The sequence below is a fragment of the Capnocytophaga sp. H4358 genome (genome assembly GCF_002302515.1).
Lineage (GTDB): Bacteria > Bacteroidota > Bacteroidia > Flavobacteriales > Flavobacteriaceae > Capnocytophaga > Capnocytophaga canis.
On record NZ_CP022380.1, the window covers coordinates 1,485,217 to 1,509,498 of the forward strand.

General features: G+C 37.6%; 15 protein-coding genes. 5 read left to right on the forward strand and 10 right to left on the reverse strand.

Annotation, left to right across the window (positions count from 1 at the left end; all coding sequences use genetic code 11):
* Positions 1-19: 19 nt before the first annotated feature.
* The 3 genes from CGC49_RS06405 to CGC49_RS06415 all read right to left on the reverse strand — a co-directional run bounded on the left by CGC49_RS06405 (position 20) and on the right by CGC49_RS06415 (position 5,068).
* Positions 20-1,450: an arylsulfatase gene (locus tag CGC49_RS06405; protein ID WP_095912720.1), complete on the reverse strand. Its 1,431-nt coding sequence runs from the start codon at positions 1,448-1,450 to the stop codon at positions 20-22.
* A gap of 234 nt (positions 1,451-1,684) precedes the next feature.
* On the reverse strand, positions 1,685-4,279 hold the full coding sequence (locus CGC49_RS06410; protein ID WP_042344656.1) for a DNA gyrase/topoisomerase IV subunit A: 2,595 nt from the start codon (positions 4,277-4,279) through the stop codon (positions 1,685-1,687).
* 108 nt (positions 4,280-4,387) lie between these two features.
* The gene (locus CGC49_RS06415) at positions 4,388-5,068 is read right to left on the reverse strand and encodes a TIGR02117 family protein (protein WP_095912164.1); all 681 of its coding nucleotides are present in this window, start codon (positions 5,066-5,068) and stop codon (positions 4,388-4,390) included.
* Positions 5,069-5,296: 228 nt separating this feature from the next.
* On the opposite strand from CGC49_RS06415, the gene CGC49_RS06420 reads away from it, so the two are divergent.
* Both CGC49_RS06420 and CGC49_RS06425 read left to right on the forward strand, forming a co-directional pair.
* Complete coding sequence (locus CGC49_RS06420; protein WP_042005854.1) at positions 5,297-5,752, forward strand: GAF domain-containing protein; 456 nt, start codon at positions 5,297-5,299, stop codon at positions 5,750-5,752.
* Positions 5,753-6,191: 439 nt separating this feature from the next.
* Complete coding sequence (locus CGC49_RS06425; protein WP_095912165.1) at positions 6,192-9,050, forward strand: Ig-like domain-containing protein; 2,859 nt, start codon at positions 6,192-6,194, stop codon at positions 9,048-9,050.
* 181 nt (positions 9,051-9,231) lie between these two features.
* On the opposite strand, the gene CGC49_RS06430 is transcribed toward CGC49_RS06425, so the two are convergent.
* The 6 genes from CGC49_RS06430 to CGC49_RS06455 all read right to left on the reverse strand — a co-directional run bounded on the left by CGC49_RS06430 (position 9,232) and on the right by CGC49_RS06455 (position 18,909).
* Entirely contained in the window at positions 9,232-10,605 is a 1,374-nt protein-coding gene (locus CGC49_RS06430) for a TlpA disulfide reductase family protein (RefSeq protein ID WP_095912166.1), read from the reverse strand.
* A gap of 120 nt (positions 10,606-10,725) precedes the next feature.
* Entirely contained in the window at positions 10,726-12,129 is a 1,404-nt protein-coding gene (locus CGC49_RS06435) for an efflux transporter outer membrane subunit (RefSeq protein WP_095912167.1), read from the reverse strand.
* A 485-nt stretch (positions 12,130-12,614) separates the two neighbouring features.
* Positions 12,615-13,361, reverse strand: a complete 747-nt coding sequence (locus tag CGC49_RS06440; protein ID WP_013997040.1) for a DUF6261 family protein — start codon at positions 13,359-13,361, stop codon at positions 12,615-12,617.
* 331 nt (positions 13,362-13,692) lie between these two features.
* Positions 13,693-16,842, reverse strand: a complete 3,150-nt coding sequence (locus CGC49_RS06445) for an efflux RND transporter permease subunit (RefSeq protein WP_095912168.1) — start codon at positions 16,840-16,842, stop codon at positions 13,693-13,695.
* 505 nt (positions 16,843-17,347) lie between these two features.
* Positions 17,348-18,445: an efflux RND transporter periplasmic adaptor subunit gene (locus CGC49_RS06450; protein ID WP_095912169.1), complete on the reverse strand. Its 1,098-nt coding sequence runs from the start codon at positions 18,443-18,445 to the stop codon at positions 17,348-17,350.
* Positions 18,442-18,909, reverse strand: a complete 468-nt coding sequence (locus CGC49_RS06455) for a GbsR/MarR family transcriptional regulator (protein ID WP_095912170.1) — start codon at positions 18,907-18,909, stop codon at positions 18,442-18,444. Before CGC49_RS06455 ends, CGC49_RS06450 begins: the two co-directional genes overlap by 4 nt.
* Before the next feature lie 181 nt (positions 18,910-19,090).
* Here CGC49_RS06455 and CGC49_RS06460 point away from each other — a divergent pair, with 181 nt between their 5' ends.
* Positions 19,091-19,654, forward strand: a complete 564-nt coding sequence (locus tag CGC49_RS06460; protein WP_095912171.1) for a hypothetical protein — start codon at positions 19,091-19,093, stop codon at positions 19,652-19,654.
* 88 nt (positions 19,655-19,742) lie between these two features.
* Entirely contained in the window at positions 19,743-21,197 is a 1,455-nt protein-coding gene (locus CGC49_RS06465; RefSeq protein WP_042009626.1) for a sodium:alanine symporter family protein, read from the forward strand.
* Between the two features lie 40 nt (positions 21,198-21,237).
* Here CGC49_RS06465 and CGC49_RS06470 read toward each other — a convergent pair whose 3' ends face one another.
* On the reverse strand, positions 21,238-22,404 hold the full coding sequence (locus CGC49_RS06470) for a dicarboxylate/amino acid:cation symporter (protein ID WP_095893768.1): 1,167 nt from the start codon (positions 22,402-22,404) through the stop codon (positions 21,238-21,240).
* 346 nt (positions 22,405-22,750) lie between these two features.
* Between CGC49_RS06470 and aspA the strand changes: the two genes are divergently transcribed.
* Positions 22,751-24,142, forward strand: a complete 1,392-nt coding sequence (gene aspA / locus CGC49_RS06475) for an aspartate ammonia-lyase (RefSeq protein WP_095912172.1) — start codon at positions 22,751-22,753, stop codon at positions 24,140-24,142.
* Positions 24,143-24,282 lie beyond the last annotated feature (140 nt).

The window sequence follows — 24,282 nt, forward strand, 5'->3', positions numbered from 1 at the left end:
CCAAGCATCTCTCATATAATTATTTTTCCCAAGCAAATGGGAACAATGCTGAGCGTTGGTGAGCTTGTTCCATCATTTTAGCTATTTTTTTTACTATCCTTGGATGATTCTTAGCAATGTTATTTTTCTCTGAAGGGTCTTTTTCAAGATCGTACAGTTCAATAGAACCATTTTTGTCTTTATTCACATTCAAACGGACGCCTTTCCATTTTCCATAACGAACAGCTTGTCGCCCACCAAGTTCGTGAAATTCCCAGTAGAGATATTTATGTTGCTTTTGTTTTTTATCCTTTCCTAATAAGGTTGGCAAAATCGAAACTTCACTTCCAGTTTTAGTATATGGAACCCCTGCAATATCCGCAAAGGTAGGCATCAAATCCCAAAAAGCTCCCACAAAGTTGCTCGTAGTCTGTTGTTTAACTTTCCCTTTCCAATAAACAATAAATGGAGTGCGTATGCCACCTTCATATAGATCACGTTTTAAACCTCGCAAAATACCTGATGATTTGAAAAAATCAGGGTCGGCACCACCTTCAAAATGAGCTCCATTGTCACTGGCAAAAATGATTATTGTGTTATCATCTAAGTTTTTACGTTTCAGTAGTTTACGAACATCTCCCAGATACTTATCCAAGCGAGAGACCATAGCGGCATGTGTAGCATGAGCTTTAGGTTGGCTCATATATCCTCCAATAATTGTTTTCTCACCGTTGTAATCAATTCCTTTGTATGGCTTTTCAGGAAGATGTGAGTAAGACTCTAAGATGCTGTCCTGTGGCACTACGAGTTCGGCATGTGGCAAGGTGTAGGCAAGTATTGCAAAGAAAGGTTTCTCAGAGGATTGTTTTTCTAAGTAGTCTAGTGCCTTTTCATGTATAACATCTTCAGAATAAACGATTTGATGTTCGTAATTTCCATTTTCAGTAAGGTAATAACGTTCGTTGTCCTGCCACAAAAAAGGAGGGAATCGGCGATGGGCTCGAAGCTGGGAATTATATCCGAAAAAAGTATCAAAACCATGTAAGAGAGGGTTTCCTGTTGAGGCTACCGTACCTAATCCCCATTTTCCGAAAATAGCCGTGTTGTAACCCGCTGATTTTAGTATTTTGCCTATGGAGCGTGAGTTTTTGGGAATAGGAGCTTGACCATCAATGGGTTCTGAAACTTCTTTGTTTCCACGAATATGTGTTACCCCTGTAGTTTCGCCAGTAATAATTGATGCTCTGGAGGGAGCGCACACAGATGCACCAGCATAGAATTGCGTGAACTTCATACCTTCCTCCGCCAATTTGTTCAGATGTGGCGTTTTGATGATTTGCTGTCCGTAAGGCTCGGTGTCGCCATAGCCCAAATCATCTGCCAAAATGAAGATAATGTTTGGTTTCTTCTCCATTTGTGCCACTGCTGGAATAGCACACAGAAGCAGTAAAAAACTAAAAATTTGTTTCATAAAATTAATTATTAAAATTTCATTCATACGGATTTTTAACTCAGAAGACAATTTAGAAATCACAAAATTATCAACTACATGTTTCGAGAAGTTGTGTTCTTGGCTTTTCTAACCGATATTTGATATCTATATATCCTTACGGATGTCATAACTCTTAAGTTAAGTTCAAACCACGAAGGTACGACTTTATGAAGAACATTTCAAGAGGAAAAGTGAGCATATCAATTAAGTTTATTAGAATTCCAATTCGGTTTGTAGCCCATCCGATTCATCGGATGAGTCAGTGATTTCGTCATCGCCAAGTTCCTCTTCCAAGTTTTCTTCCATTTCGTTCTCCTGGTGTGGAGGGAGCGATTCTATGGTTATTATTTCTTTTACTTTTTCAGTAGAAAGCTGATTACCAAGGGCTTTTATGCCTTTTATAGATATGAATTCTTCCAGATTTACTATTAGATTTTCCTTCTCGGATTTTCCTTTTTCTTTGGCAAAAACTACTTCTGCCATTGGTCTCCAATCCGATGAAACGAACAATAGCTGTGACTTTGGATGTTCTGTAATCACAAGTTCTTCTTTGTTTTCGTTCTCAATGACAAAACGTTTTACGTAGTAACGTTCTTTCTCGCCGTCATAATAAATCACAGAAATAGGCTTTTGAGGAATCCACTTTTCCATGATTAAGATATTGTTCTCGAAGTGTAAATTTAAGTCTGGAATTACAGTTTTTACGCTACCGTCTTTCGTGATCAATAACAATCGATCGTCGCCTTTGAATGCACCGAGTAGATTTCCTCTTTCGTCTGTATTTAAGCGTTTTACGATATCGTCAAACCAAATTTTTCGAGGTTTGAGAGTCGAAACGCCTTTTTCTTTAAGTTCAATGCGCTTAATAGCAAATTTTGACACTAAATTACCTTTGACTCCGCGTCCTTTTATAATGGTATCGGCAAAATCCACGTCCCATTTTAATTTACGAATGCTTCCTACTTGGCGTAAATTAATGGTTACTACTTCGGCTTCTCCATTTGGATTAGGGGTGAAATACAGTATTTTTGAGTCTTTATGTTTCGGTATCAGTTCGTATTCTTTGTCGCGGATAATTCCCGTGACGTTAAAGCGTTTGATGTAAGAAAAACCGGTATGTCCGTCCTTATAGATAACGTTGTAGATGGTACGTTTGTCATCTTTTTTAAAAACAGCTGCATGGATGATGTTTTTCTCAATATACGTTTTCTCGCTGACTTTTACCACTTTCATCATTCCACTCTCGGTGAAGACGATCACATCGTCAATATCACTACAATCGCCGATATATTCATCTTTTTTGAGTGATGTACCCACAAAACCTTCTCCTTTATTGACATATAATTTGATGTTCCTCACTACCACTTTTGTTGCCTCGATATTGTCAAACGGACGTATTTCAGTTTTGCGTTCTTTGCCTTTTCCGTAGGTCTCTTTCAAGCGTTTGAAATGATTTATGGCATAATCAATTAGGTTTGCTAAGTGATTTTTTATTTCTTCGATATCGGCTTCAATTTTGAGCAAATTTTCATCTGCCTTGAAAGTGTCGAACTTGGTGATACGAATCATCGGGATTTGCGTTAAGCGCTGCAGATGTTCGTCCGTAATTTCTTTGATAAGTTGTTCTTTGAAAGGCTCAAAGCGATCGCGTAAGTATTGGTAAAGAGTTTCTCTTTCCGAGTACAATTTAAAGTCAATATACATTTCTTCGCGAATAAATATCTTTTCCAAAGTAGAGAAGTGTTGTTTTTCTTCTAATTCGGCCAAGTCGTATTCTAATTCACTTTTGAGCAGCTGTACCGTGTTATCTGTAGATCGCCTTAGTATTTCCGATACGGTCAGAAAAAGAGGCGTATTGTTCTCAATGATACACGCCAGTGGAGCAATTGAAGTTTCACAAGCCGTAAAAGCATAGAGAGCGTCAATGGTTTTATCGGGCGATATTCCTGAAGGTAAATGTATTATAATATCTACATTTTCAGCGGTATTATCTTCTACTTTTTTGATTTTTATTTTTCCTTTTTCATTGGCTTTCAGTATGGATTCGATAAGTGAATCGGTGGTAGTTGAAAACGGGATTTCGGTAATGCGGAGCGTACTTTTATCCACTTGCGATATTTTAGCTCGTACACGAATGCGTCCGCCACGTTGTCCATCGTTGTAGTTACTTGCATCCATTACTCCTGCCGTAGGAAAATCAGGGTATAACTCAAAAGGTTTTCCTTTCAGATGAGCGATTGATGCGTCGAGCAATTCCACGAAGTTATGAGGTAATATTTTGGTTGATAATCCCACTGCAATCCCTTCTGTGCCTTGAGCCAAGAGTAGCGGAAATTTTACGGGTAGGTGTACGGGTTCTTTCTTGCGTCCGTCATAGCTCATTTGCCACTGCGTTACCTTGGGGCTAAACACCACATCTAAAGCGAATTTCGAGAGTCGAGCTTCAATATAACGGGAGGCTGCTGCACGGTCACCCGTAAGAATGTTTCCCCAGTTACCTTGCATATCAATGAGTAAATCTTTTTGTCCAATTTGTACAATGGCATCGGAAATACTCGCGTCTCCATGCGGATGATACTGCATCGTATGTCCCACAACGTTAGCAACTTTGTTGTATCTTCCGTCTTCCAATTCTTTGAGAGAGTGCATAATACGTCGTTGAACAGGTTTGAATCCATCTTCAATAACAGGGACGGCACGTTCCAGAATAACGTACGAGGCATAGTCCAAAAACCAGTTTTGGTACATTCCTGTAACTTTAATGATACTCTCGCCTGAGGGTTGCTCTTGTGGTGTGTTCTCTTCCATACGATAAATAGAGTTATGAATAGAAATTCAATGTCCGCAAATATAGAAAATATTTTTCAGTCGAAAGTCTCAACGAGTGATTTTTGTAGTTTCTTTTGTGAGGTTTTTTTATTCTTTATAATGCCTAAAAATACCTGTATCCGTTGGAGTCCATAGGGCTGCTTTTTGTCCCGCTACTTTTAGTCCATCATTTACCCAAGTGTTACAAGTTCGAGTGAGGTTATACTTTCCCTTAGCATCGTAAAAGGCATCATTTTCTCCATAGACCGCATCAGTTTTAATAAAAATAAAATTGCCTTTTTCGTCTTGGTCGAACTGATTTTGGATAAAGTTCACCAAATCCTGATATTGTTGTTCGGTGAGCATTATTTTTTTACAATCTTCGTTTTCTATAATTTTGTCGTAAAAAGTACAATGCATAGCAGACTCACTCAGCCAGAAAGCAGCTTTTAGAGCAGTAGAAATTTTTAGGTCTGCCCAAGTGGGGGTTTCTAGATAAAATCCTTTGTCTCCCCAACCGATTCCAATATATTGATAATCAGTTCTTTTCGATAGAGTGTTCTCGAATAGAATTTTTTGACTCCAATCTATGATTTCTGTTTTGATAGGAACTACCAAATCAGTGTGCATTCCGTTGGTATAGATGTATATAGGCATGTTTTTTGGTTCAGAAACTTCCTTTTCTGCAATTTGAACAAAGGGAAGTAGAACACCTAAAAGAATGTATAAAACGATAAATCCTATAATAGTCCCAATAGTTTTTAAAAGTAAAATAAAAAATTTTTTCATCTGATTATGATATTAAATCTTTAAATTATCAATAAAGTTAATGTTTTTGTTTGTACATAAACATTTAATAATCAATAAAATTTCAGCAAAAATACAATAAAAAATGGATTGTTACCTATTTTGAGCGTAGGAAAATAGTTTATATTTTTGCATGGTCTGAGTTAGGCTTATAGCTACAACACTGCTGATTTTTCTACCTTTGAATAGAATAAAAAATAGAATAAAAATATGTTTGAAGAGTTAAGTTTAAGTATTACAGCTATTTGTAATCAAGAAGATGCATCTCGTGATGAGAAAATGCAAACCATTTGTGACTTGTTGCAATCCAGAGTAGAGCATTACGATTGGGTAGGATTTTACTTTGCCAATCACCAAACGAGAACTTTGCATTTAGGAGCTTTTGCAGGAGAACCTACCGATCACACTGAAATTCCGTTCGGGAAAGGAATTTGTGGACAAGTAGCAGTCTCCAATCAAAACTTTGTAGTTCCCGATGTCAAAGCACAGGACAACTACATAGCTTGTAGTCTTACTGTGAAGTCTGAAATCGTTATTCCTCTGTTTGTCAATGGCGTAAATATCGGACAAATTGATATAGATTCTCATCAATTGAATCCTTTTTCGCAAGAGGATGTTCGTTTTTTAGAATTCGTAAATACGCAGGTAGCCAAGCTATTTGACTAAAATAAGTTTCTTTTAAAATAGTATTTCACGAATACGAACTATTTGTATTTGAAAAAAACATTGTAATAAATCTTCGATAGCTCAGCTGACACGTTAATTGTTCAGCTGAGCATTGTCGGAGAGTGAGCCGAACGTCTGTTCCGAATTATCTTTAAGTCTCTGCCAAGAGTATATTTTTGCTTGATTTTCAGTTTCTTATCTCATATGCTTCTTGTAATAGTGTCGGGTTATTAATAATTTTAAGAAAAATATTTGTTACTCGTTTGTTATTTGTATTCGTAAATTGCACTCAGTGAAAAACATAGCGAAATCTTATGCTTGATTTTTGCAAATCAAAGGAATGTTAATGCAGAGTTTTTACAATTCTTTCTTACGTTTCTACAAGTGTTTTTAGAACGTAACATTTTACCTTTGTCCTGAAAATAAAAAGGAAAATGTTATGAAAAAAATTGGTATTTATGTAGTTACGTTACTTTTTGTAATGGCTACGGCATGTATTCCAGAAGAGAAAATAGAAAAACTAACCCTCAATAAGCAAGAGCTTGTAGCTACTTTCACGGGGGATGCTTCTAAGGACTTCAACGAGACTATTGAGATTGCCACAGGGAATGGTCAATATGAAATTACTTCAGAAAATGAAAAAATTGCCACAGCACGTGTTGTTAAGAATGTCATTTCCATCAGATTTAACTCATCGGGAGAAACCCGTATTTCAATAAAAGATAAAGTTAGTGGGGAAGAGTTAAAAATTAAAGTGGTAGTCAATCTTCCATTTTCTGTAGCTACTACGGAAACTACCTTGCATGTAGGAGCTTCCAAATCAATAGCTATCACATCCGGAAACGGTTCTTACGAGGTGGTCGGTGGCGATGAGAAGATTGTTGCAACAACCTTTTCTTCAACCACATCCACAACTACAGCAATTGTTTTCAAGGGAAAAGAGGAAGGATCTACAACTGTAAAAATAAAAGATAAAACATCACAAGAGGTGGTAGAGGTTAAAGTAGTTGTTCAACTTCTTAAATTGGAATTTAGTGTTAAAGAAGAAGTGTTTGAGTTCGCTCCGAATTGTTCTGAATCGTCATTCCAAATCTTTGGTTCGGGAGAATATGAACTCATGATGGACAACCCTAATATTGATGCTTCACTTGCTGTTGACGAAATAGGTACAAAAATAATCTTCAATGCAAAAGGCAAAACTGAAGGGAAACTTACGGTTCGAGACTTAGAAACTAATTTTGAAAAATCCATCAAAATAAAATCGTTAGAAGATTTTGTTGTCAATATAGGAACGGATAATACAGAAATAAAAACGTGGAGTAAGGTTACATACAAAGTAGCAAAAGGATATGATTATCCGATTAAAGTCCTTAAAGGAAGTGGAAATTATGAAATTTCTACATCGAACTCTACCGTTGCTGAGGTTTCAAATGACAATAATGGAATGAAGTTTACAACAAAAGATTTGGGACAGGTAAATATCGTAATGATTGATAAAGCCAATCCGTGTTTGAAAATTGAAATCGGAATAGAGGTTGTTAATATGGATAAAAAATTGCAGTTAGAAACAGATAAAATTCAAATTCAGGAAGGATATCTTTCATTTATTCGCATAATATCAGGGAATGGAAACTATGCTGTAGAATCAACCAACCCTTCTATTGTTTCGGCTTCTGTTGAGGAAGATTTTATTCAAATTGAAACCAATGCTGTCGGAAAAGCAACACTTACCGTCACAGACCTCAAAACAAACGAGAAAAAAACATTGGAAATTGATGTAATAAAGGCATTAAAACCTCTGATTCTTGAGCCTTCAAGCATAAGTGTTCATAAAGGAAAAACTGAAGAAGCGATCATCTTGTCAGGGAATGATTCCTATAGTGTTTCATCCGTAAATCCATCAGTAGCAACAGCAAATATTTCAGGACAGAAGGTTGTCGTTACTGGAAATGCTAAAGGAAATACAACCATCAAAGTTGTGGATAATGAAACTAAGCACGAGTTTACAATTGCTGTCAGCGTTATTGAAGTGATTCCCGATGTTAAATTCTCAGTCAGAGAATTTAATATTAAAAAAGGGAAAACAGAATCTACCGTTCAAATTGTTTCAGGAAGTGGATTCTACAGTATAGCTTCAAGTAATCCTGACATTGCTCGTGCTTCACAATCAAGAGGAGTGCTTTACATCCATTCGTCTTACAGAGAAGGGGAAGCAGTCCTAACAGTTACCGACACGCGAACAGGAAAAACGGATACGCTACGTGTGATTGTTTCCGATGGAGAGCGATTGGCATTGGATAAAACAGAAGTTACAGTGCTAAAAGGACAGGAAGTAGCGGTAGTCATTACCTCAGGAAGTGGTGATTATTCATTTAGCATTCAACACGCATATGCCAGTGCAGAAATTAATGGTAATCTACTCACTATCAAAGGAAGTCAGAGAGGAAATACTACAATTACTGTTACAGATCGTCGAACTCACATAAAAGCAGAAATAAAAGTAACAGTACTCAATCAAATAGGGGATGTTAAATTCTCAGCCAGAGAGCTTCGATTGAAAAAGGGTGAAACAAATTCTTCGGTTTCCGTACACTCTGGTAGTGGTGCCTACAGTTTTGGAACCAGTGATTCAAAAGTGGCTTATAGTTTCCGCTCCCGAGGAGTTCTTTACATCTATGCTGCCAATTCAGGAAGAGCAACTATTACAGTTACCGATGCCCAAACTGGAAAAACGGATGTTTTGAATGTTATTGTTGATGGAGCACCTGATTTGGTTTTATCAACAGGAATTATTTCTATTGAATATCCTAAATCGGCTAATGTTTTGATAATTAGTGGTTCTGGTTCATATCGAGTTACTGAATCAAATGGAAGGATTGTTTCAGCAGCCCTTATAGGTAGTACATTGAATCTCAAAACATATGCTGCGGGAGAATCTTTTGTAACTGTTGAGGACACAGTGACAAAACAAACCAAAGTGGTACGAGTAAACGTAACAGAACCTGTGGTTGATGTTCCTTTTGAGCTGTCCCACAATCAACTGTTTATATGGGGTACAGTAGGTTCGAACTATGTCAATGAAGATACTGTTGCTTGGATTTCAATTACTTCAGGAAGTGGTGATTACGAAATAATTAAAAATGAATTAGGAGATCTGATTACCGTTAAAATTGTGCAGAATAGTATCCGAATAGAATCTACAAGAAATGAAACTAAAGAGGGTGTTATAACTATTAGAGATAAAAAAACGAAAAAGACAGCATCAATAGATGTAAGAGTAGGGATGGTTGTAAATTAAAGCAATACTATATCCTTTAAAACTCAGCTTCGGCTTCACTTGTGTTAGATTAAATAGATGTTAAACCAAGTGAAGTCGGAGTTTTTTTAAGGTTGAAACAAAGCAAACCTACAAAATACTCAAACTGATAATAACTCTAATAAAAAAAGGACTGTCATTAACGACAGTCCTTTGTAGTTTATTAAATACCGTTTTCGGTGAGTAACTCAATGAGTTTAGGGTCTGATGGACGAGGAGCATCTGCACTGATGATGTTTCCTTGTGTATCAAGCAATATAAAATGCGGAATTCCGGTGATTACATAATCTTTAACGAATGGAGTCTCCCACGCATTGTCAGCAAAGAGTTGTGTGCCTACCAATTCTCTTTCTGTTACGAAGTTTTTCCATTTATCGTAATCTCTTTTATCATCTACTGAAATGCTCACGAATTCAATATTCTTTCCGTGGTATTTTTTCTCTACCTCTTTTAGGTGAGGAATTTCTTGCAAACAAGGTCCGCACCAAGTTGCCCAAACATCAATATATACCAATTTGCCTTTTAGGTCAGCCAAAGCGGTTTTTCCACCTTTATGATTCTCAAAATTGAAGGTAGGTGAGGGGTTTCCTTTTGCCAAAGCCTTAACTTTGTTATAGCTTTCGGTGAATTTCTCTTTCAGAGTTTCATCAGTTACGTTAGCCATAAGCTCTTGATAAACCTTTTCTGTTAGAGGACTTTCCGGTGAAATGTAGTGTTCTAAGAATCTTTTTGCGATGGCATTACGAACGTTGTCACTTTTTATCTTTTTGAAATTAGTCAAAATAATACCTAAGTATTTTTCTTTATCATATTCCTGTCCGAATTGTTCATTGTATGCATTATCGTTATTTTTTTGGAATAATTCATTTACCAAACTTCGGTAGGTTCTTGAAAAGCGAAAATCTTCAGCGTTATCAAGGTCAGTAGTATTTAGTTTAGGGAAATTTTCAGAAACTTTAAACCCTTCCTTTTGTGCAAAGTAAGAATGATAATTTTCGTATCGATTTAATAGGAAATCAGCTTCATAAGCGATAGTTTTTTCTTCCAAAGCTTTAAATCCTTTCACGTTGAAATTGGTTTTATTGAGTAATTCTTTTTGTTTTGTACTATATTCATTTACTTTTGCAATAAAATCAGCCTCTTCTAATTTATAAAAGTCTGTTTTATCTTTACCTAATACCTCTTGTGAGAGTTTTACTTTACTCAAAAGATAGTTGTTTTCAGGAGCTAAACTGCCCGAAAATTTGTTTTCCTGCGAATTTTTAAAATCCATATCAACGTTCAAATCTTTGCCTTTTTGCAAGTAGATATCAGTACGAGCAAGGGTATAGCCTCCGTCGTGGGCTAACATCAACGTATCGATAAATGATTTGTCGGCGTTGAGCATAATTTCCTTTTCAAAACCATCTCCAACTAATATGATTTTCTCAAAATCATAGTTACTTACCTTGCCCGATAGCACGGTGTACTCGGGGGCTTTGTCTGTACAGGACGCCAATACTGCACATCCTAAAACGGGGATAATAAATCTTTTCATAAAATAATAAAATTTGTTAGTGTTACAAAAGTAAAATAAAAATTGAAATGTCCTAATTTTTAGAGCATAAAATTCAATAAAGGGGAAAGTTCTCTTCTTTCAGTCGATTGAAAAGTTGAGTTATTTCCAACCTCCTCCGAGGGCTTTGTAGAGCATAATTCCGTACTGCATCTTATTAAACTCGGCATTGGCTACGCTTAGTTCGGCATTAAGTCGATTTACCTCTGCCGAAATCACCTCCAAATAACTTGCCATACCACTATTGAAAAGTTCTTGCGAATATTCGGTAGCTTTTTGGTAAGCCTCCATTTCTTTGGTTTTTAGCAGGATATACTCGTGTTGCGAATGATAATTTTGCAAAGCGTCTGATACTTCTTTACCTGCGGTAAGCATTGTTTTTTTGAATTTGAGCAGTGCTGTTTCGCGGTTAGCTTGGCTAATTTCGTACTGCGAACGGATTTGCCGTTTGTTGAGCAGAGGTTGTACCAATCCGCCTATGAAATTAGCAAATATGGATTTGGTATCCAACCAATTTTCAAAGGTTTGACTGCTGAATCCTCCACGTGCTGTAATGGTAAATGTAGGGTAGAAAGCTGCCCGAGCTACGTTAGTCAGTTCAAAGGCTTGGATTAAATCGAGTTCTGCTTTGCGTACATCAGGGCGATTTTCTAATAAACTCACTGCATATCCTTGATTAAAATCTGTGGGGAAGGATTGTCCTTCCAATGAATTACGTGCTATGGGGTGTGAGGGAATACCTAAAAGGATACAAATGCTATTTTCTAAAGCGTGAATGTTGTTTTTAATACCAACAAGCTGTGCTTGTGCATTGTAGTAAAGGGCTTGGGTTTGTTGTACAGCCACTTCGGTGGTGCTTCCGGCTTGTTTTAGGGCTTGTGTAGTTTCCAAACTTTTAAGGCGAAGGCTGATGGTGGCTTCTAAAATCTGTTGTTGTTTGTCCAACATCAGCAGCTGATAGTAAGCCGTAGCCAATGTAGCTACCACTTCCGATTGTATGGCTTGGTGCGAAGCAATGCTTGATAATGCTCCTGCGTAATTGGCTTTCTTTTGGGCATTGATTTTTCCCCAAACATCGGCTTCCCACGCCGTGGTAGCTGTCAAATCCCATTGACGCAGGTGGGTTCTTTCGCCTGAAAAGTTTCCTGAGGGGGTGTTTAAAGAAGGACTTGTATAGGTGTAACTTGGGTTCAGACTTAAAGTAGGCAGAAAAGCATATTTACTTTGTAGCAATTGTGCTTTTGATTTCTCCATATTTTGCCACGCTATGCGTATGTCCAAATTATTTTCAAGGGCTTGCTTAATGTAGCCTTGCAGTTTGTCATCGGTGAAGATAGTTCGCCACGATACGCTACCGGTACTGATGCTATCGGTGGGTAGTTGGTCGGTACGATAAAGGTTTTCTGTAGGCAATTCGGTACGTATGTAGGGTTTTCTACCGGCACACGAAGCCAAAATGAGAAGCCCTCCTAAGGCAATTATCCCCTTTTTTATCTGTTGTTTCATAAGGCTAAATAGTATTAAATACGATGTTTTTTTAATATTTATGGGTTTTACATCTTCCTAATTCTCTTGAAAGGAGGAATTTTGTGATTTCTCACTTTCTTAAATCCTCTTTTGAAGGAGGTGTCCGTAGGACGGAGGATGTTTTTAACCCTTGTAATTCAAAATTATTCAATAGATTTTATAAGGCTTTGACTTCGCTCAGCGTGACAAAGGTGTTGTTAAGTTGAGTAAAATCGAAACTTTTATAAAGCAAATGGTTTCTAACATTTCCAAAATATTGTTTTTTAGGGCTTAGGGTAGGGTAGTGGGGTAAATAATAGAAATTATTTTTAACTCCATTTAGGGTTTAAAATCACAAAAACAAAATATGCTGTAAGTCCATTACAGCATATTGGAAGATGAAGCATAAAAATTCGCTACATAAGTAAAAGCAAACGTATTGAAAAAAGCATCATTTTGTCATTCTCCTGAATTTTCAGTGGCTTTTAATTGGTATTCATTCCGTCTTTACGCACCTTTTGTCCTTGCCGTAGCTTGTAGGCGATGGTGGTATCGGTAATGAGTTTGTTTATGGAATGCACAAACGTTTTGTTTTCTTCCGATGGCGAAGCTACCGAACTGACAAAAGCCTTGGTGATGAGGTAATCATAAATCTGATTGGTTTCCTTACGCAATTGCCCAATACGGATTTGAGGAACTGAAATTTGGCTATCAGCCCGATTAGCAAGTAGTTTTTTGTACTTGACATTCAGAGCGTTTAGTTTTTCAACGGCTTCTTTAATCCCTAAAGTATTCAAGTGAGGTAAGTTTGCCTCTTTGGTAAGGTCCGTAATTAAGCCCTCAATGTTTTGTGTCTTCTGTCGGATAGGCAAACTCTTAATTTTGCTGTAAGGTTTGGTAGCATTGTAGAGTTCGGTACCTGCTTTACGCCGTTTTTCAATAGGGTTTTTCAGTTCCGAACGGAAATTCATCAGCAAAAATGCGAGGATTTCATTACGTTGCTTATCAATCTCCGAAAGCTCTTTGGTTTCACTACTGATGCGACTCTGATGAGCGGCATCGGTAAGCAGTTCGATGTTGCTTTTAAATTGCTCAAAAGCGGTGTCGGCTATGCCAAGCTGTTCCAAACCTGCCTTTTCAATCAATTCCTTAGTAAAACTTAAAAATTGAGTATACTCTGCGTTGTTGAATTTCCCAAGGTTTACCTCCTTAATTTTTAAAATCATTTCCATAGTTATGCGTTTTTAAAATAGTTAAATATACTTTGCCTTCCGTGTATTTGAGTTGGAAGGTGTTACAAATTTAGCTCAAAAAACGATTGCTTAACATTAACGAAAAGTTAAATTTTGAGTAGCTACTCGTTTTTAACGTTTTGTTATAAAATGACTTAGCTTCTGTTTAAGTAACTATGGTTTTTGCTTGAACTATTCTTTTATAAGTGCTAACTAAGGCTGTTTTTATGTTTTTAAAATCTGCCCGATAAGCCCAATAAACAGTATTTTAAAGAACGTATGAGGTGTTGTTTTGTGTCTGTATGGTAGTTCGTACCGATATAAATCTGTTTTACGCTTGGCTTTCGTGTTGTTTTTCTACGGATTTAATCCCTACTATTTTTTCTTGTAGGTGTTGGAAAACCACGAAAAGTACCGGAATGACAATCAGCCCAATGAATGTACCTAACAAAAGCCCTGTTACCGCACCTGTGGCTACCGAGCGGTTACCTGCTGCCCCCACGCCACCGGCAAATACCAAAGGTAGTAAGCCCACGATAAAGGCAAATGAGGTCATCAAAATGGGTCTGAGCCTTGCCATAGCGGCATTGATTGCCGATTTGGATAGGCTCTCGCCGTGATGCCTACGTTGTACGGCAAATTCCACGATTAAGATAGCATTCTTAGCCAACAAACCGACCAACATAATGAGCGATATCTGAAAGTAAATATTGTTTTCCAATCCCATTGCCCATTGCCCCAAATAAGCCCCCATAATTCCGAACGGAAGTGAGCAGATTACCGCCAAGGGTAACAGATAACTTTCATACTGAGCCGATAGAATGAAATAGGTGAAAATCAGCGAAAGTGCAAAAATAACAAGGGTTTGCGTACCTGCACGTTGCTCTTCGCGAGTAAGCCCCGTATAGTCAATGCCATAATTACTATTTAAAGTTTCCGATGCCACCTCTTTTACTGCATTTAAGGCATCACCGGTACTGTATCCTTCGGCATTAGCTCCGGTTAAGGCTACCGAAGTAAACAGATTATAGCGGTTCACACTCTGCGGACCAAAGGTACGTTTGAGCGTAACGAATTGCGAAATAGGTGCCATCTGCCCGTTGGAGGTACGTACGGTAAGTCCGTCAAGGCTTTGAATGCTTTTTCGGTCATCAGGAAGTGCTTGTACCATCACTCGGAATTGTTTTCCGTACTTGGTAAAGTCTGTTGCATAGAGTCCACCGATGTAATTTTGTAGCACCGAAAGGATATGCGTAACGCTAATGCCCGATTGTGCAGCACGTTCTACGTTTATTTCTAACTGATACTGCGGATAGTTTACGTTGAAAGAGGTTTGCACGTACTGAATTTCAGGGCGTTGGTTAAGGGCTTGAAGGAACTGCTGTGTGGTGCTGTTAAGTTCGCTGATTTCGCCCCCTGTTTTGTCCAACAAAACCATTGAAAACCCTGAACTCATACCGAAACCGGGTACAGCAGGTGGCTGAAAGAAAATGACTTTGGCATCGGCAATACCTGAAACTGCTCCAAAAGCCTGACCTATGATAGCTTGTATGCTTTGCCTTGGGTCAGCTTGTCGCTCGGCGAAGGGTTTCAATCGTAAAAAACCCATTCCGTAGTTGCTTCCGGCACCCGAGATAAAGCTTCTACCTGAAATTCCTGTTACCGAATGCACTCCGGGTATTTTACGAACTCGCTCCTGTACCTCTTGCAGTACGTTTGCCGTACGCTCCATCGACGCTCCGGGGATAAGCTCTACGTTCATCATCAGCATACCATTATCTTCCGTAGGAACAAATCCTGTTTTCATTTTCTCGTTACTGTAATAAAGCACACCTCCTGCCACTACAAAGAGGATAAGCGTTACCCATTTGTGGCGTAAAAAGAAGGTAAAGGTTTTTCCGTACCGCTTGGTGGCTGCCTCGAAAGCAAGGTTAAACTTATGGAAAAACTTGCCAATGAAAGATTTTTCTTCATAGGCTTTATCCGGATGAGGTTTCAGTAGTAAAGCACATAGTACGGGGCTAAGCGTAAGGGCATTCACTGCCGAAATAGCAATAGCAATGATAAGTGTAATCCCGAATTGTTTGTAAAATACGCCTGTAGTTCCGCCAATGAACGTTACCGGAATGAATACCGCAGCCATTACTAAGGTTACCGAAATAATTGCACCTGTTATCTCGTGCATAGCCGATAGGGTAGAAGCCTTGGCTTTGTCGCGAGTTTGCTCCATTTTGGCGTGTACGGCTTCTACTACAATAATAGCATCGTCCACTACAATACCAATGGCAAGTACCAAAGCGAATAGTGTAAGCATATTTATAGAGTATCCGAATAGGTTCAAGAAGAAGAATGTACCTACTATTGATACCGGAACTGCTATGGCAGGAATTAGTGTGGAGCGGAAATCTTGTAGGAATAAGTAAACTACTAAGAAAACAAGTAGAAAGGCTTCGAGTAAAGTGGTTAAAACTTTGGAAATGGAAGCGTCTAAAAACTCATTAGAGTCCATATTTATGGTGTATCCGATACCTTCAGGAAGGGCTAACTCGGCTTCTTTGAGGTATTTTTTTACATCGTTGATAATATCACGTGCGTTAGAGCCCGGCGTTTGATAGACTCCCATTGAAACGGCAGGGTTTCCGTTATTACGTGCAAATCCTGTGTAAGACAAAGCCCCCAATTCAATATCAGCTACGTCTTTCAATCGGAGTATCTGACCGTTGTTCATTGCCTTTATTACGATGTTCTCATATTCTTGAACCTCATTATATTTTCCTTTATACTTGATTACGTATTCGTAAGAGCTACCGCTGTTCTGACCGAGTGTACCTGCTGCAGCCTCACGACTTTGGTCGGTAATGGCAGCGGTAACTTCAGCAGGGTTTAAACCATAAGCGGCTAACTTTTCAGGACGTAACCAAATTCGCATAGCGTAATCCTTCCCACCGAATACATTAGCATCACCCACACCATTGATACGCTTTATGGCAGGAATGATATTGATGTTTAAGTAATTCTGTATAAAGATGTCGTTAATCTTATCATTGGTGGAGTAAAACGTCATAAACATCAAAGCCCCTGTGTTTTGCTTTTGAGTAACCACCCCTGCGCGAGTAACTTCGGCAGGTAAAATGGAGTTGGCACGAGCCACACGATTCTGTACGTTAACTACAGCAATATCAGGATTAGTTCCTTGCTTAAAATAAACGTTTATCGATGCCGAACCATTGTTCGTAGCAGTAGAGGTGATATAGTCCATATTTTCTACCCCATTGATTTGCTCCTCTAACGGAATTACTACCGATTTCAAAACGGTTTCCGCATTAGCGCCGGTATAATTTGCCGATACTTGAACCGTCACCGGAGCAATATCAGGGTATTGCGAAATGGGTAAGCCTACAATACCCAATATACCGAGTATTACAATGAGTATGGAAATCACTGTTGACATTACAGGTCTGTCGATAAATAGTTTTACCATATTTGTTTTATTTTGATTTTTTATGGTTTTATATATTGATAAACATACAAATAGAATAAATTGAATGAGTTTATCTGATTTATAAAACTTATTTTTCTATAAATGATTATTGTTTGTTATTTGTTGTAACCTATTTTTATAACGGACTTACTTAGTTTTATACTTTTAAAAACCGCTATAATTTTCCAAGAAATAGCTTTTTCACTTCTGAAAATGATTATATTTTTCAGATATGTCGTTTTTCACTTGTAAAAAACTGCTATAATTTTCCGAGAAATGGATTTTTTACTTCTGAAAACGACTATATTTTTCAGATATGTTGTTTTTCACTTGTAAAAAACCGATATAATTTTTCAAGAAATAGCTTTTTCACTTCTGAAAACGACTATATTTTTCAGATATGTCGTTTTTCATTTGTAAAAAACCGCTATAATTTTCGGATATAGCATTTTTAATTATTGATAAACTTAAAAAATAGATTGCTTTTATCGTTTTTATATAAAAATTATCTGAAAGCAGGTTTGATGGCTTGTACTAAGCTATCCATAGAAATGGGTTTCGTTTGGATTTTCATACCTGTTCGGATACCATTAAGTCCTTGCACGACCAAAATATCGCCTTTTTGCAGTCCGTCAGACACTACGGCTAAGTTATTATTTCGGTTTTTAAGGGTAATGATGACTTGTTTTACAGTGTCTTGCTCTACTTTATAGGCGAAAACCAAGCCTTGTTGCTCAAAGGTGGCTACCTCCAGAATTACTAAACTATTTGCGTGTACCTCCGGAATAAGTATGGTACCGCTGTTACCATTAGTAAGCAGTCCTTCCGCATTGGGGAATGTAGCTCGAAACCGAATGCTTCCGGTGTTTTTATCAACTTGACCCGTTACGGTACTGATTGTTCCTTGGTGCGGATAGCGTTCGCCATTGGCTAAAACTAATGTAATCTTAGGTAAATTACCGATTTTTTCATTCAAGGACTTGCCTTTGGCAACCTCTAAGAAGGTAATATAGTCTTTCTCATTCATAGAAAAGTAAGCATATACCTCTTTCACATCTGAAACAGTAGTCAAAACCGTGTTATTGGCACTAACCAAAGCACCTTCACGTAAGGGAATGCTACCCACTACACCTGTTACAGGAGCTCTGACTATGGCATAATCAATGTTGGCATTCACTTCGGCATAACTTGCCTTTATCCGAGCCAAGTTGGCTTTGGCAGTTTCTAACTGTACGGAACTGATAATATTTTTGGCGACAAGAGGTTCAAGGCGGTTGACTTCCACCTGCGCTGCATCTACTGCCGATTTGGCGGCTTGAGAGCTTTGGTTAAGTGCTTGAGTTTCCAATCTAAAAAGAGGTTGACCTTTGGTTACTTGCTGACCTTCATCAACCAACACTTGTGTAATATATCCCGATATTCGCGCTTGTACAGGGCTATTCACCTTTCCTTCAATGTTCACCGGATAAGAAAGGTGATATGTACTGCTTTGTTCCCCCACCGTGATTACCGGAAGCGTTTTTACACCTTGTTGAACTTGTTTTGGGGTGTTGTTACAGGCTGTCATTAGGCTCAAACCTGCCAAAATGAAGATTATTCTCATACGTTTTCTATTTTAAAAAGGGTTTCTTTAAATGCTTCTATACCTTGTTGTAAAAATTCTTGATGGATTTGTTTGCGTTTTAGTAAGGTTTTAGGAGTATTGGGGTGCTTTTTCGATAGGTTATTAACGCGTTGTACTACACTAAGGGTGTATTCCATCCGCTCGATGGATTGTTTTAACCATAGTATAATATAGTCTTGATTGTAAACGAAGTAGGTTTTTCTCTCGTTGAACTTGTTAATTTCTAAAATAATCTCCTTATCGATGAGTTTACGTAGGTTCATCGAGATGGAACCCTTACTTACACCCAAGGCTTGTTGAAGTTGGTCGAAGGTAGCACCATTTCCTTCGAAGTCCAATTTCAGATAAGCACAAATTTTTGCCATAATAGGGCTTAGCCCAAAATGGTTGGTGTACAAGGTAATCAAATCTTGTAGTAAAGTATGGTCTGTGTTTTTTATCATTTCTGCGAAAAAATCATTTCGGGGCAAAAGTAGAAAAAAAGTTTAATTAGTTCAATAAGTATTGAACTTTTTGGATGTTTTTAACTGTTAGAGGTGTGAAAAAGACGATTAAAGATGTTCATGGGTTTGTATTTTAATTTTTTTTTATATGTTTGCTTCGCTTTAATTAAAACTTATTTTCATGAAAAAAATCATTGCTACCATGTTTATGGTATTAGGACTGAATGCAGTTTATGCACAACATGTAAGTGTAGAGAAAGATCTTGTAGGCTTTCAAGCAGGATTATTGGGGGTAAATATTTACAATGAACACCGGCTTTCCGATGCTATAACTTTGCGTTCTGATGCAAGTTTACATGGAGGTTTTTGGACAGGAGATATTTATGACAAAACGGGCTTTTTACTTGCTCCTGCTATTTCCATAGAGCCAAAGTGGTACTATGGATTGAACCGCCGTGTAAAAAAAGGAAAAAATATTAGCAATAATTCAGGAAATTATTTTTCACTTAGGACAGAATTTTCTCCTAATTGGTTTGTAATCTCTAATGATAGTAATGTAAGCAACGACTATAATGCGATTAGTGTTATACCTGTTTTTGGGATTCGCCGTAGCTTTAGCCGAAATTTTAATTACGAATTTAATGTTGGTTACGGTTATTCGACCACACTTGGAAGAACACCTAATAGCAAAGGAGGTACTTTTTGGATTAGTTTTAAAATTGGTTACGATTTCTTTAAACGTTAGTTTTCGTTGTAAAATGCGTATCCGATAGAGTTGAATTTCCTTAACAACAAATGTCGAGTTTAAAGGCTCCGAACTTAAAGAAAAGTCTATGGAAAAATATTTTGAAATTATCAGTGGATATGTTTGGTCGTATGCCTTAATTGGTTTATGTATCTTTTCGGGAGTGTATTTCACGATTCGCACAGGTTTTTTGCAGTTTCGTTATCTAAAAAGTATGGTTCGTTTGCTTTTTAGCGGAGGTAATTCGGCACAAGGTATATCGCCATTTCAAGCGTTTTCGTTGGCAATTTCAGGACGTGTAGGTACGGGGAATATTATCGGAGTTGCATCGGCAATCTCTTTTGGTGGGCCAGGGGCAGTTTTTTGGATGTGGGTGATTGCTCTTTTGGGTGCTACTTCGGCATTTGCAGAGGCTACGCTTGGTCAGGTTTACAAACAAGAAATCAAAGGACAATACCGTGGAGGCCCTGCTTACTATATCGAAAAAGGATTGGGAATCAAGTGGTATGCTGTGTTTTTTGCTTTGGTGGCAATTCTCAGTTGTGGTTTTTTGTTACCAGGTATTCAAAGTAATAGTATTGTAACCTCCCTGAATCAATCTGTACAGATTCCAAATGTAAACATAGCTGGATATGAAGTTCATACAGTAGGCGTGGCAATCATTATTCTGGTTTCGATTATTATCTTTGGAGGTGTGAAACGTTTGGGTAAAGTAACGCAAATCATAGTGCCTTTTATGGCGGTTAGTTACATTGTGATGGTTTTGATCATTATAGGTATGCATTTTTCACAAATTCCCGATGTTTTTATGTTAATAATTGATGCTGCATTCAGTAGCGAGTCTATTTACGCAGGTATAACAGGTTCGGCAATCGCATGGGGTGTAAAGCGTGGTATTTATTCTAACGAAGCGGGACAGGGAACAGCACCACACGCCGCAGCTGCATCCGAAGTAAAACACCCTGTGGAACAAGGATTGGTACAGGCATTTTCCGTTTACGTTGATACGCTTTTCATTTGTACTGCAACTGCTTTTATGATACTTTTCACAGGAAAGTACAACGTAATTAATGAAAAAACAGAAATAGCCATCGTCGAAAAGATTCCTTCTGTGGAATATAGTTTTTTTACACAAGAGGCGTTGAATATTCATTTTCCAGTTATCGGAAGTCATTTTGTGGCACTTGCACTCTTCTTTTTTGCTTTTACTACTATTTTGGCATACTACTACTATGCTGAAACTAATATCGCTTACATTTTCAAAGGGAAACGAAATGCTCAACTTTATATTTGGATTTTGCGTATCGGTTTCCTCTATGGAGTGTATATGGGAGCAATTAAAGAAGCTAAATTGGCATGGACTGTTGGGGATATTGGTGTAGGGCTCATGGCATGGGTCAATGTAGTTGCTATTTTGCTACTCAGCGGTGTGGTTATCCGCGTTTGGAAAGATTATGTTTCTCAAAGGAAAAAAGGCATAAAAAATCCAATTTTTGATCCTAAAAAATCTAATATAAAGAACAGTGATTTCTGGAATCCGTAGATTAGAAATATTTAGAATGGTGTGAGTTGGTAAATGTCGGTTATTCACCGACTTGTCTGCTACTTAATTTATTGACTATTAAGGATACTGCCCCATCACCAGTAACGTTACAAGCAGTCCCGAAACTATCCATAGCAATGTACAGGGCGATCATCAGTGCTTGTTGCTGAGCATCGAAACCAAGTATTGATTGTAGTATAGCTAAAGCAGCCATAATAGCACCGCCTGGAACGCCAGGGGCGGCAACCATAATAACTCCCAACATCATAATGAATCCCGCGAATAGATCAATACTAACCGTTTGTCCGTTCATCAACATTAATGCCATGGCGCAGGCTGTGATTTTCATGGTGCTTCCCGAAAGGTGAATAGCGGCACACAAAGGCACAACAAAACCAGCTATTCGTTCCGAAACCCCCAATTTGATTACTTGTTGTAAAGTTACAGGAATGGTTGCTGCTGATGATTGTGTTCCCAATGCTGTGGCATATGCAGGCATCATGGTCAATAAAGCCTTCAATGGATTTTTTTTAGAGATAATTCCCGCTAGTAAAAATTGAAGTAGCAACAAAGCAATGTGCATCACAAAAATGATTCCGATGATTTTAAAAAATAGCCCCATTACAGAAGCAACCTTCTCGCTGTAGGCTATTTCAGAAAATATACTCATGATATAGATCGGTAATAATGGAATAATCACTTTTTCAATTACCAGTACAATGATGTCTTTAAAATCTTTAAGTACACCCCCTAACGTTGAGTTACTTTTTAGTGATAACCCAATTCCGATCATAAAAGCCAGTACCAAAGCACTCATCACATCCAGAATTGGCGGAATGTCGAGCGTGAAAAAAGGAGTTAATGTACGCTCAACAACTTCTGTATTTACGGTTGGACTTTCTCCTGATAGTTTTGGAAAGACTATTTTCCCTACAAAAAAAGTAGAAAATCCTGAAAATAAAGTAAATGAGTAGGCTATGATTACTGTCATAAAGAGCAGTCGTCCTGCATTTTTACCCAATTCAGCAATAGCAGGCATTACCAATCCCATGATAATAAGAGGAATAGAAAATCCTAAGAAACTTCCGAATAGCTTGTTGAATGTCACAAACAAACGATTATACCATTCAGGGGCATATGAGCCTACAAGAATACCAATGATAATGGCAATAAACACTCTAAATAGAAGATTATTAAATAGTTTCATTTGATTTCGGTTTATGTGAGAAATACATCTGCTACAAAAATAGTAGATCCTTTCAAAAAAGACAAAATAATTTTCAATTTAATTCAAATATATTTAGTATCTTTACACGAAATAAGGTTTAATCATTTCTAATGTTAATCGTTTTTCTTAGGTACAAAAGCAAATCGGTACGCTTATTTCTTTTTGATAATCAATCTTTTTAGGAAAAGATTTTTTAACAACAAAATATTTAAGATTATTTGCAACCATTGGTAGAATAGATGATTGCATAAAATAAAAGTGAAGCACTCGAAGTTATAGATACATGAAATTTCAAAAAAATAGATTAATAAAAAAATAAGAAAATATGTCAAAATTTAGAACTGAATCTGATTTGTTAGGTGATTTACAAGTGCCTTTTGATGCCTATTATGGGGTACAAACTCAACGAGCTATTGACAATTTCCATATTTCAGGAAGTAAAATGAGTGATTTTCCGGAGTTTGTCCGTGCCATTGCTTATGTGAAACTGGCAGCTGCACAAACCAATCACGAGTTAGGATTGTTAAGTGACTCGTTGTTGAACGTCATTTCTCAAGCGTGTAATGAATTAATCGAAGGCAAGATGCACGATCAGTTCCCTGTGGATATGATTCAAGGAGGGGCTGGTACATCTGTGAATATGAATGCGAATGAAGTAATAGCAAACCGAGCTTTACAGATTATGGGACATGGGTTGGGAGACTATCAGCATTGCTCTCCTAATGACCATGTAAATTTATCACAATCAACCAACGATGCCTACCCAACTACCATAAAATTGGCAATTATCCGAATGAATCAAACCTTGATTGAGCATTTGAGATTATTGATAGCTTCATTCCGTAAAAAGGGAGTAGAATTTGCCGATGTGATCAAAATGGGACGAACCCAGTTGCAAGATGCTGTGCCGATGACTTTAGGACAAGAGTTTGAAGCTTTTGCCGCAACGTTGGAGGAGGAAATCACTCGCTTGCAATACAATGCTAATTTGTTTTTAGAAATTAATATGGGAGGAACTGCCATCGGTACGGGTATCAATGCACCCAAAGAATTTCCTGCTGTATGTGCTAAAAAATTAGCAGATTTGACAGGAGAAGCATTCGTAGCTGCGTCGAATTTAGTTGAAGCCACTCCCGATACTGGATCGTACGTAATCTACTCATCTGCATTGAAGCGTATGGCAGTTAAATTATCTAAAATATGTAACGATTTGCGTTTACTTTCTTCTGGTCCACGTGCTGGATTAAACGAAATTAACTTACCCCCGATGCAACCTGGTTCATCTATTATGCCGGGGAAAGTAAATCCTGTTATCCCCGAGGTGGTTAACCAAGTGTGTTACAAGATTATCGGAAATGACCTTACGGTTACTTTTGCCGCTGAAGCTGGTCAATTGCAATTGAATGTAATGGAACCTGTTATATGTCAGTCGATTATAGAATCTATTGTTTTTGTGCAACGAGCTATAGAGACCCTCAGAACCAAGTGCATTGATGGCATTACAGCTAATCGTGAAGTATGTTTAAATATGGTAAAAAATAGTATCGGTATCGTTACTGCGTTGAATCCACATATAGGTTACAAAAACAGCACGAAAATTGCCAAAGAAGCCTTAGAAACAGGTAAATCAGTCTATGATTTGGTTTTAGAAAAAGGATTGCTTTCGCAAGAGCAGTTGGATACAATCTTAGACCCTAAAAATATGTTGGGAATATAAACTTTTCTAAGCAATGATATTTGGAACTACCGTAAAGGTTAAAATGAAGATTTTAACTTTTACGGTAGATCTTTTCTATTTGCTTGTCTATCAATTGTTTCTGTGAGGTGTTAATAGGTAAAAAAAAATACGTATCTTTG

Coding starts and splice junctions, on each gene's coding strand:
- CGC49_RS06470 (WP_095893768.1), bottom strand. CDS start 22,404: ATGAAACTATTTAATAATCTTCTATTTAGAGTGTTTATTGCCATTATC.
- CGC49_RS06450 (WP_095912169.1), bottom strand. CDS start 18,445: ATGAGAATAATCTTCATTTTGGCAGGTTTGAGCCTAATGACAGCCTGT.
- CGC49_RS06460 (WP_095912171.1), top strand. CDS start 19,091: ATGAAAAAAATCATTGCTACCATGTTTATGGTATTAGGACTGAATGCA.
- CGC49_RS06410 (WP_042344656.1), bottom strand. CDS start 4,279: ATGGAAGAGAACACACCACAAGAGCAACCCTCAGGCGAGAGTATCATT.
- CGC49_RS06425 (WP_095912165.1), top strand. CDS start 6,192: ATGAAAAAAATTGGTATTTATGTAGTTACGTTACTTTTTGTAATGGCT.
- aspA (WP_095912172.1), top strand. CDS start 22,751: ATGTCAAAATTTAGAACTGAATCTGATTTGTTAGGTGATTTACAAGTG.
- CGC49_RS06465 (WP_042009626.1), top strand. CDS start 19,743: ATGGAAAAATATTTTGAAATTATCAGTGGATATGTTTGGTCGTATGCC.
- CGC49_RS06455 (WP_095912170.1), bottom strand. CDS start 18,909: ATGATAAAAAACACAGACCATACTTTACTACAAGATTTGATTACCTTG.
- CGC49_RS06445 (WP_095912168.1), bottom strand. CDS start 16,842: ATGGTAAAACTATTTATCGACAGACCTGTAATGTCAACAGTGATTTCC.
- CGC49_RS06440 (WP_013997040.1), bottom strand. CDS start 13,361: ATGGAAATGATTTTAAAAATTAAGGAGGTAAACCTTGGGAAATTCAAC.
- CGC49_RS06430 (WP_095912166.1), bottom strand. CDS start 10,605: ATGAAAAGATTTATTATCCCCGTTTTAGGATGTGCAGTATTGGCGTCC.
- CGC49_RS06435 (WP_095912167.1), bottom strand. CDS start 12,129: ATGAAACAACAGATAAAAAAGGGGATAATTGCCTTAGGAGGGCTTCTC.
- CGC49_RS06415 (WP_095912164.1), bottom strand. CDS start 5,068: ATGAAAAAATTTTTTATTTTACTTTTAAAAACTATTGGGACTATTATA.
- CGC49_RS06420 (WP_042005854.1), top strand. CDS start 5,297: ATGTTTGAAGAGTTAAGTTTAAGTATTACAGCTATTTGTAATCAAGAA.
- CGC49_RS06405 (WP_095912720.1), bottom strand. CDS start 1,450: ATGAAACAAATTTTTAGTTTTTTACTGCTTCTGTGTGCTATTCCAGCA.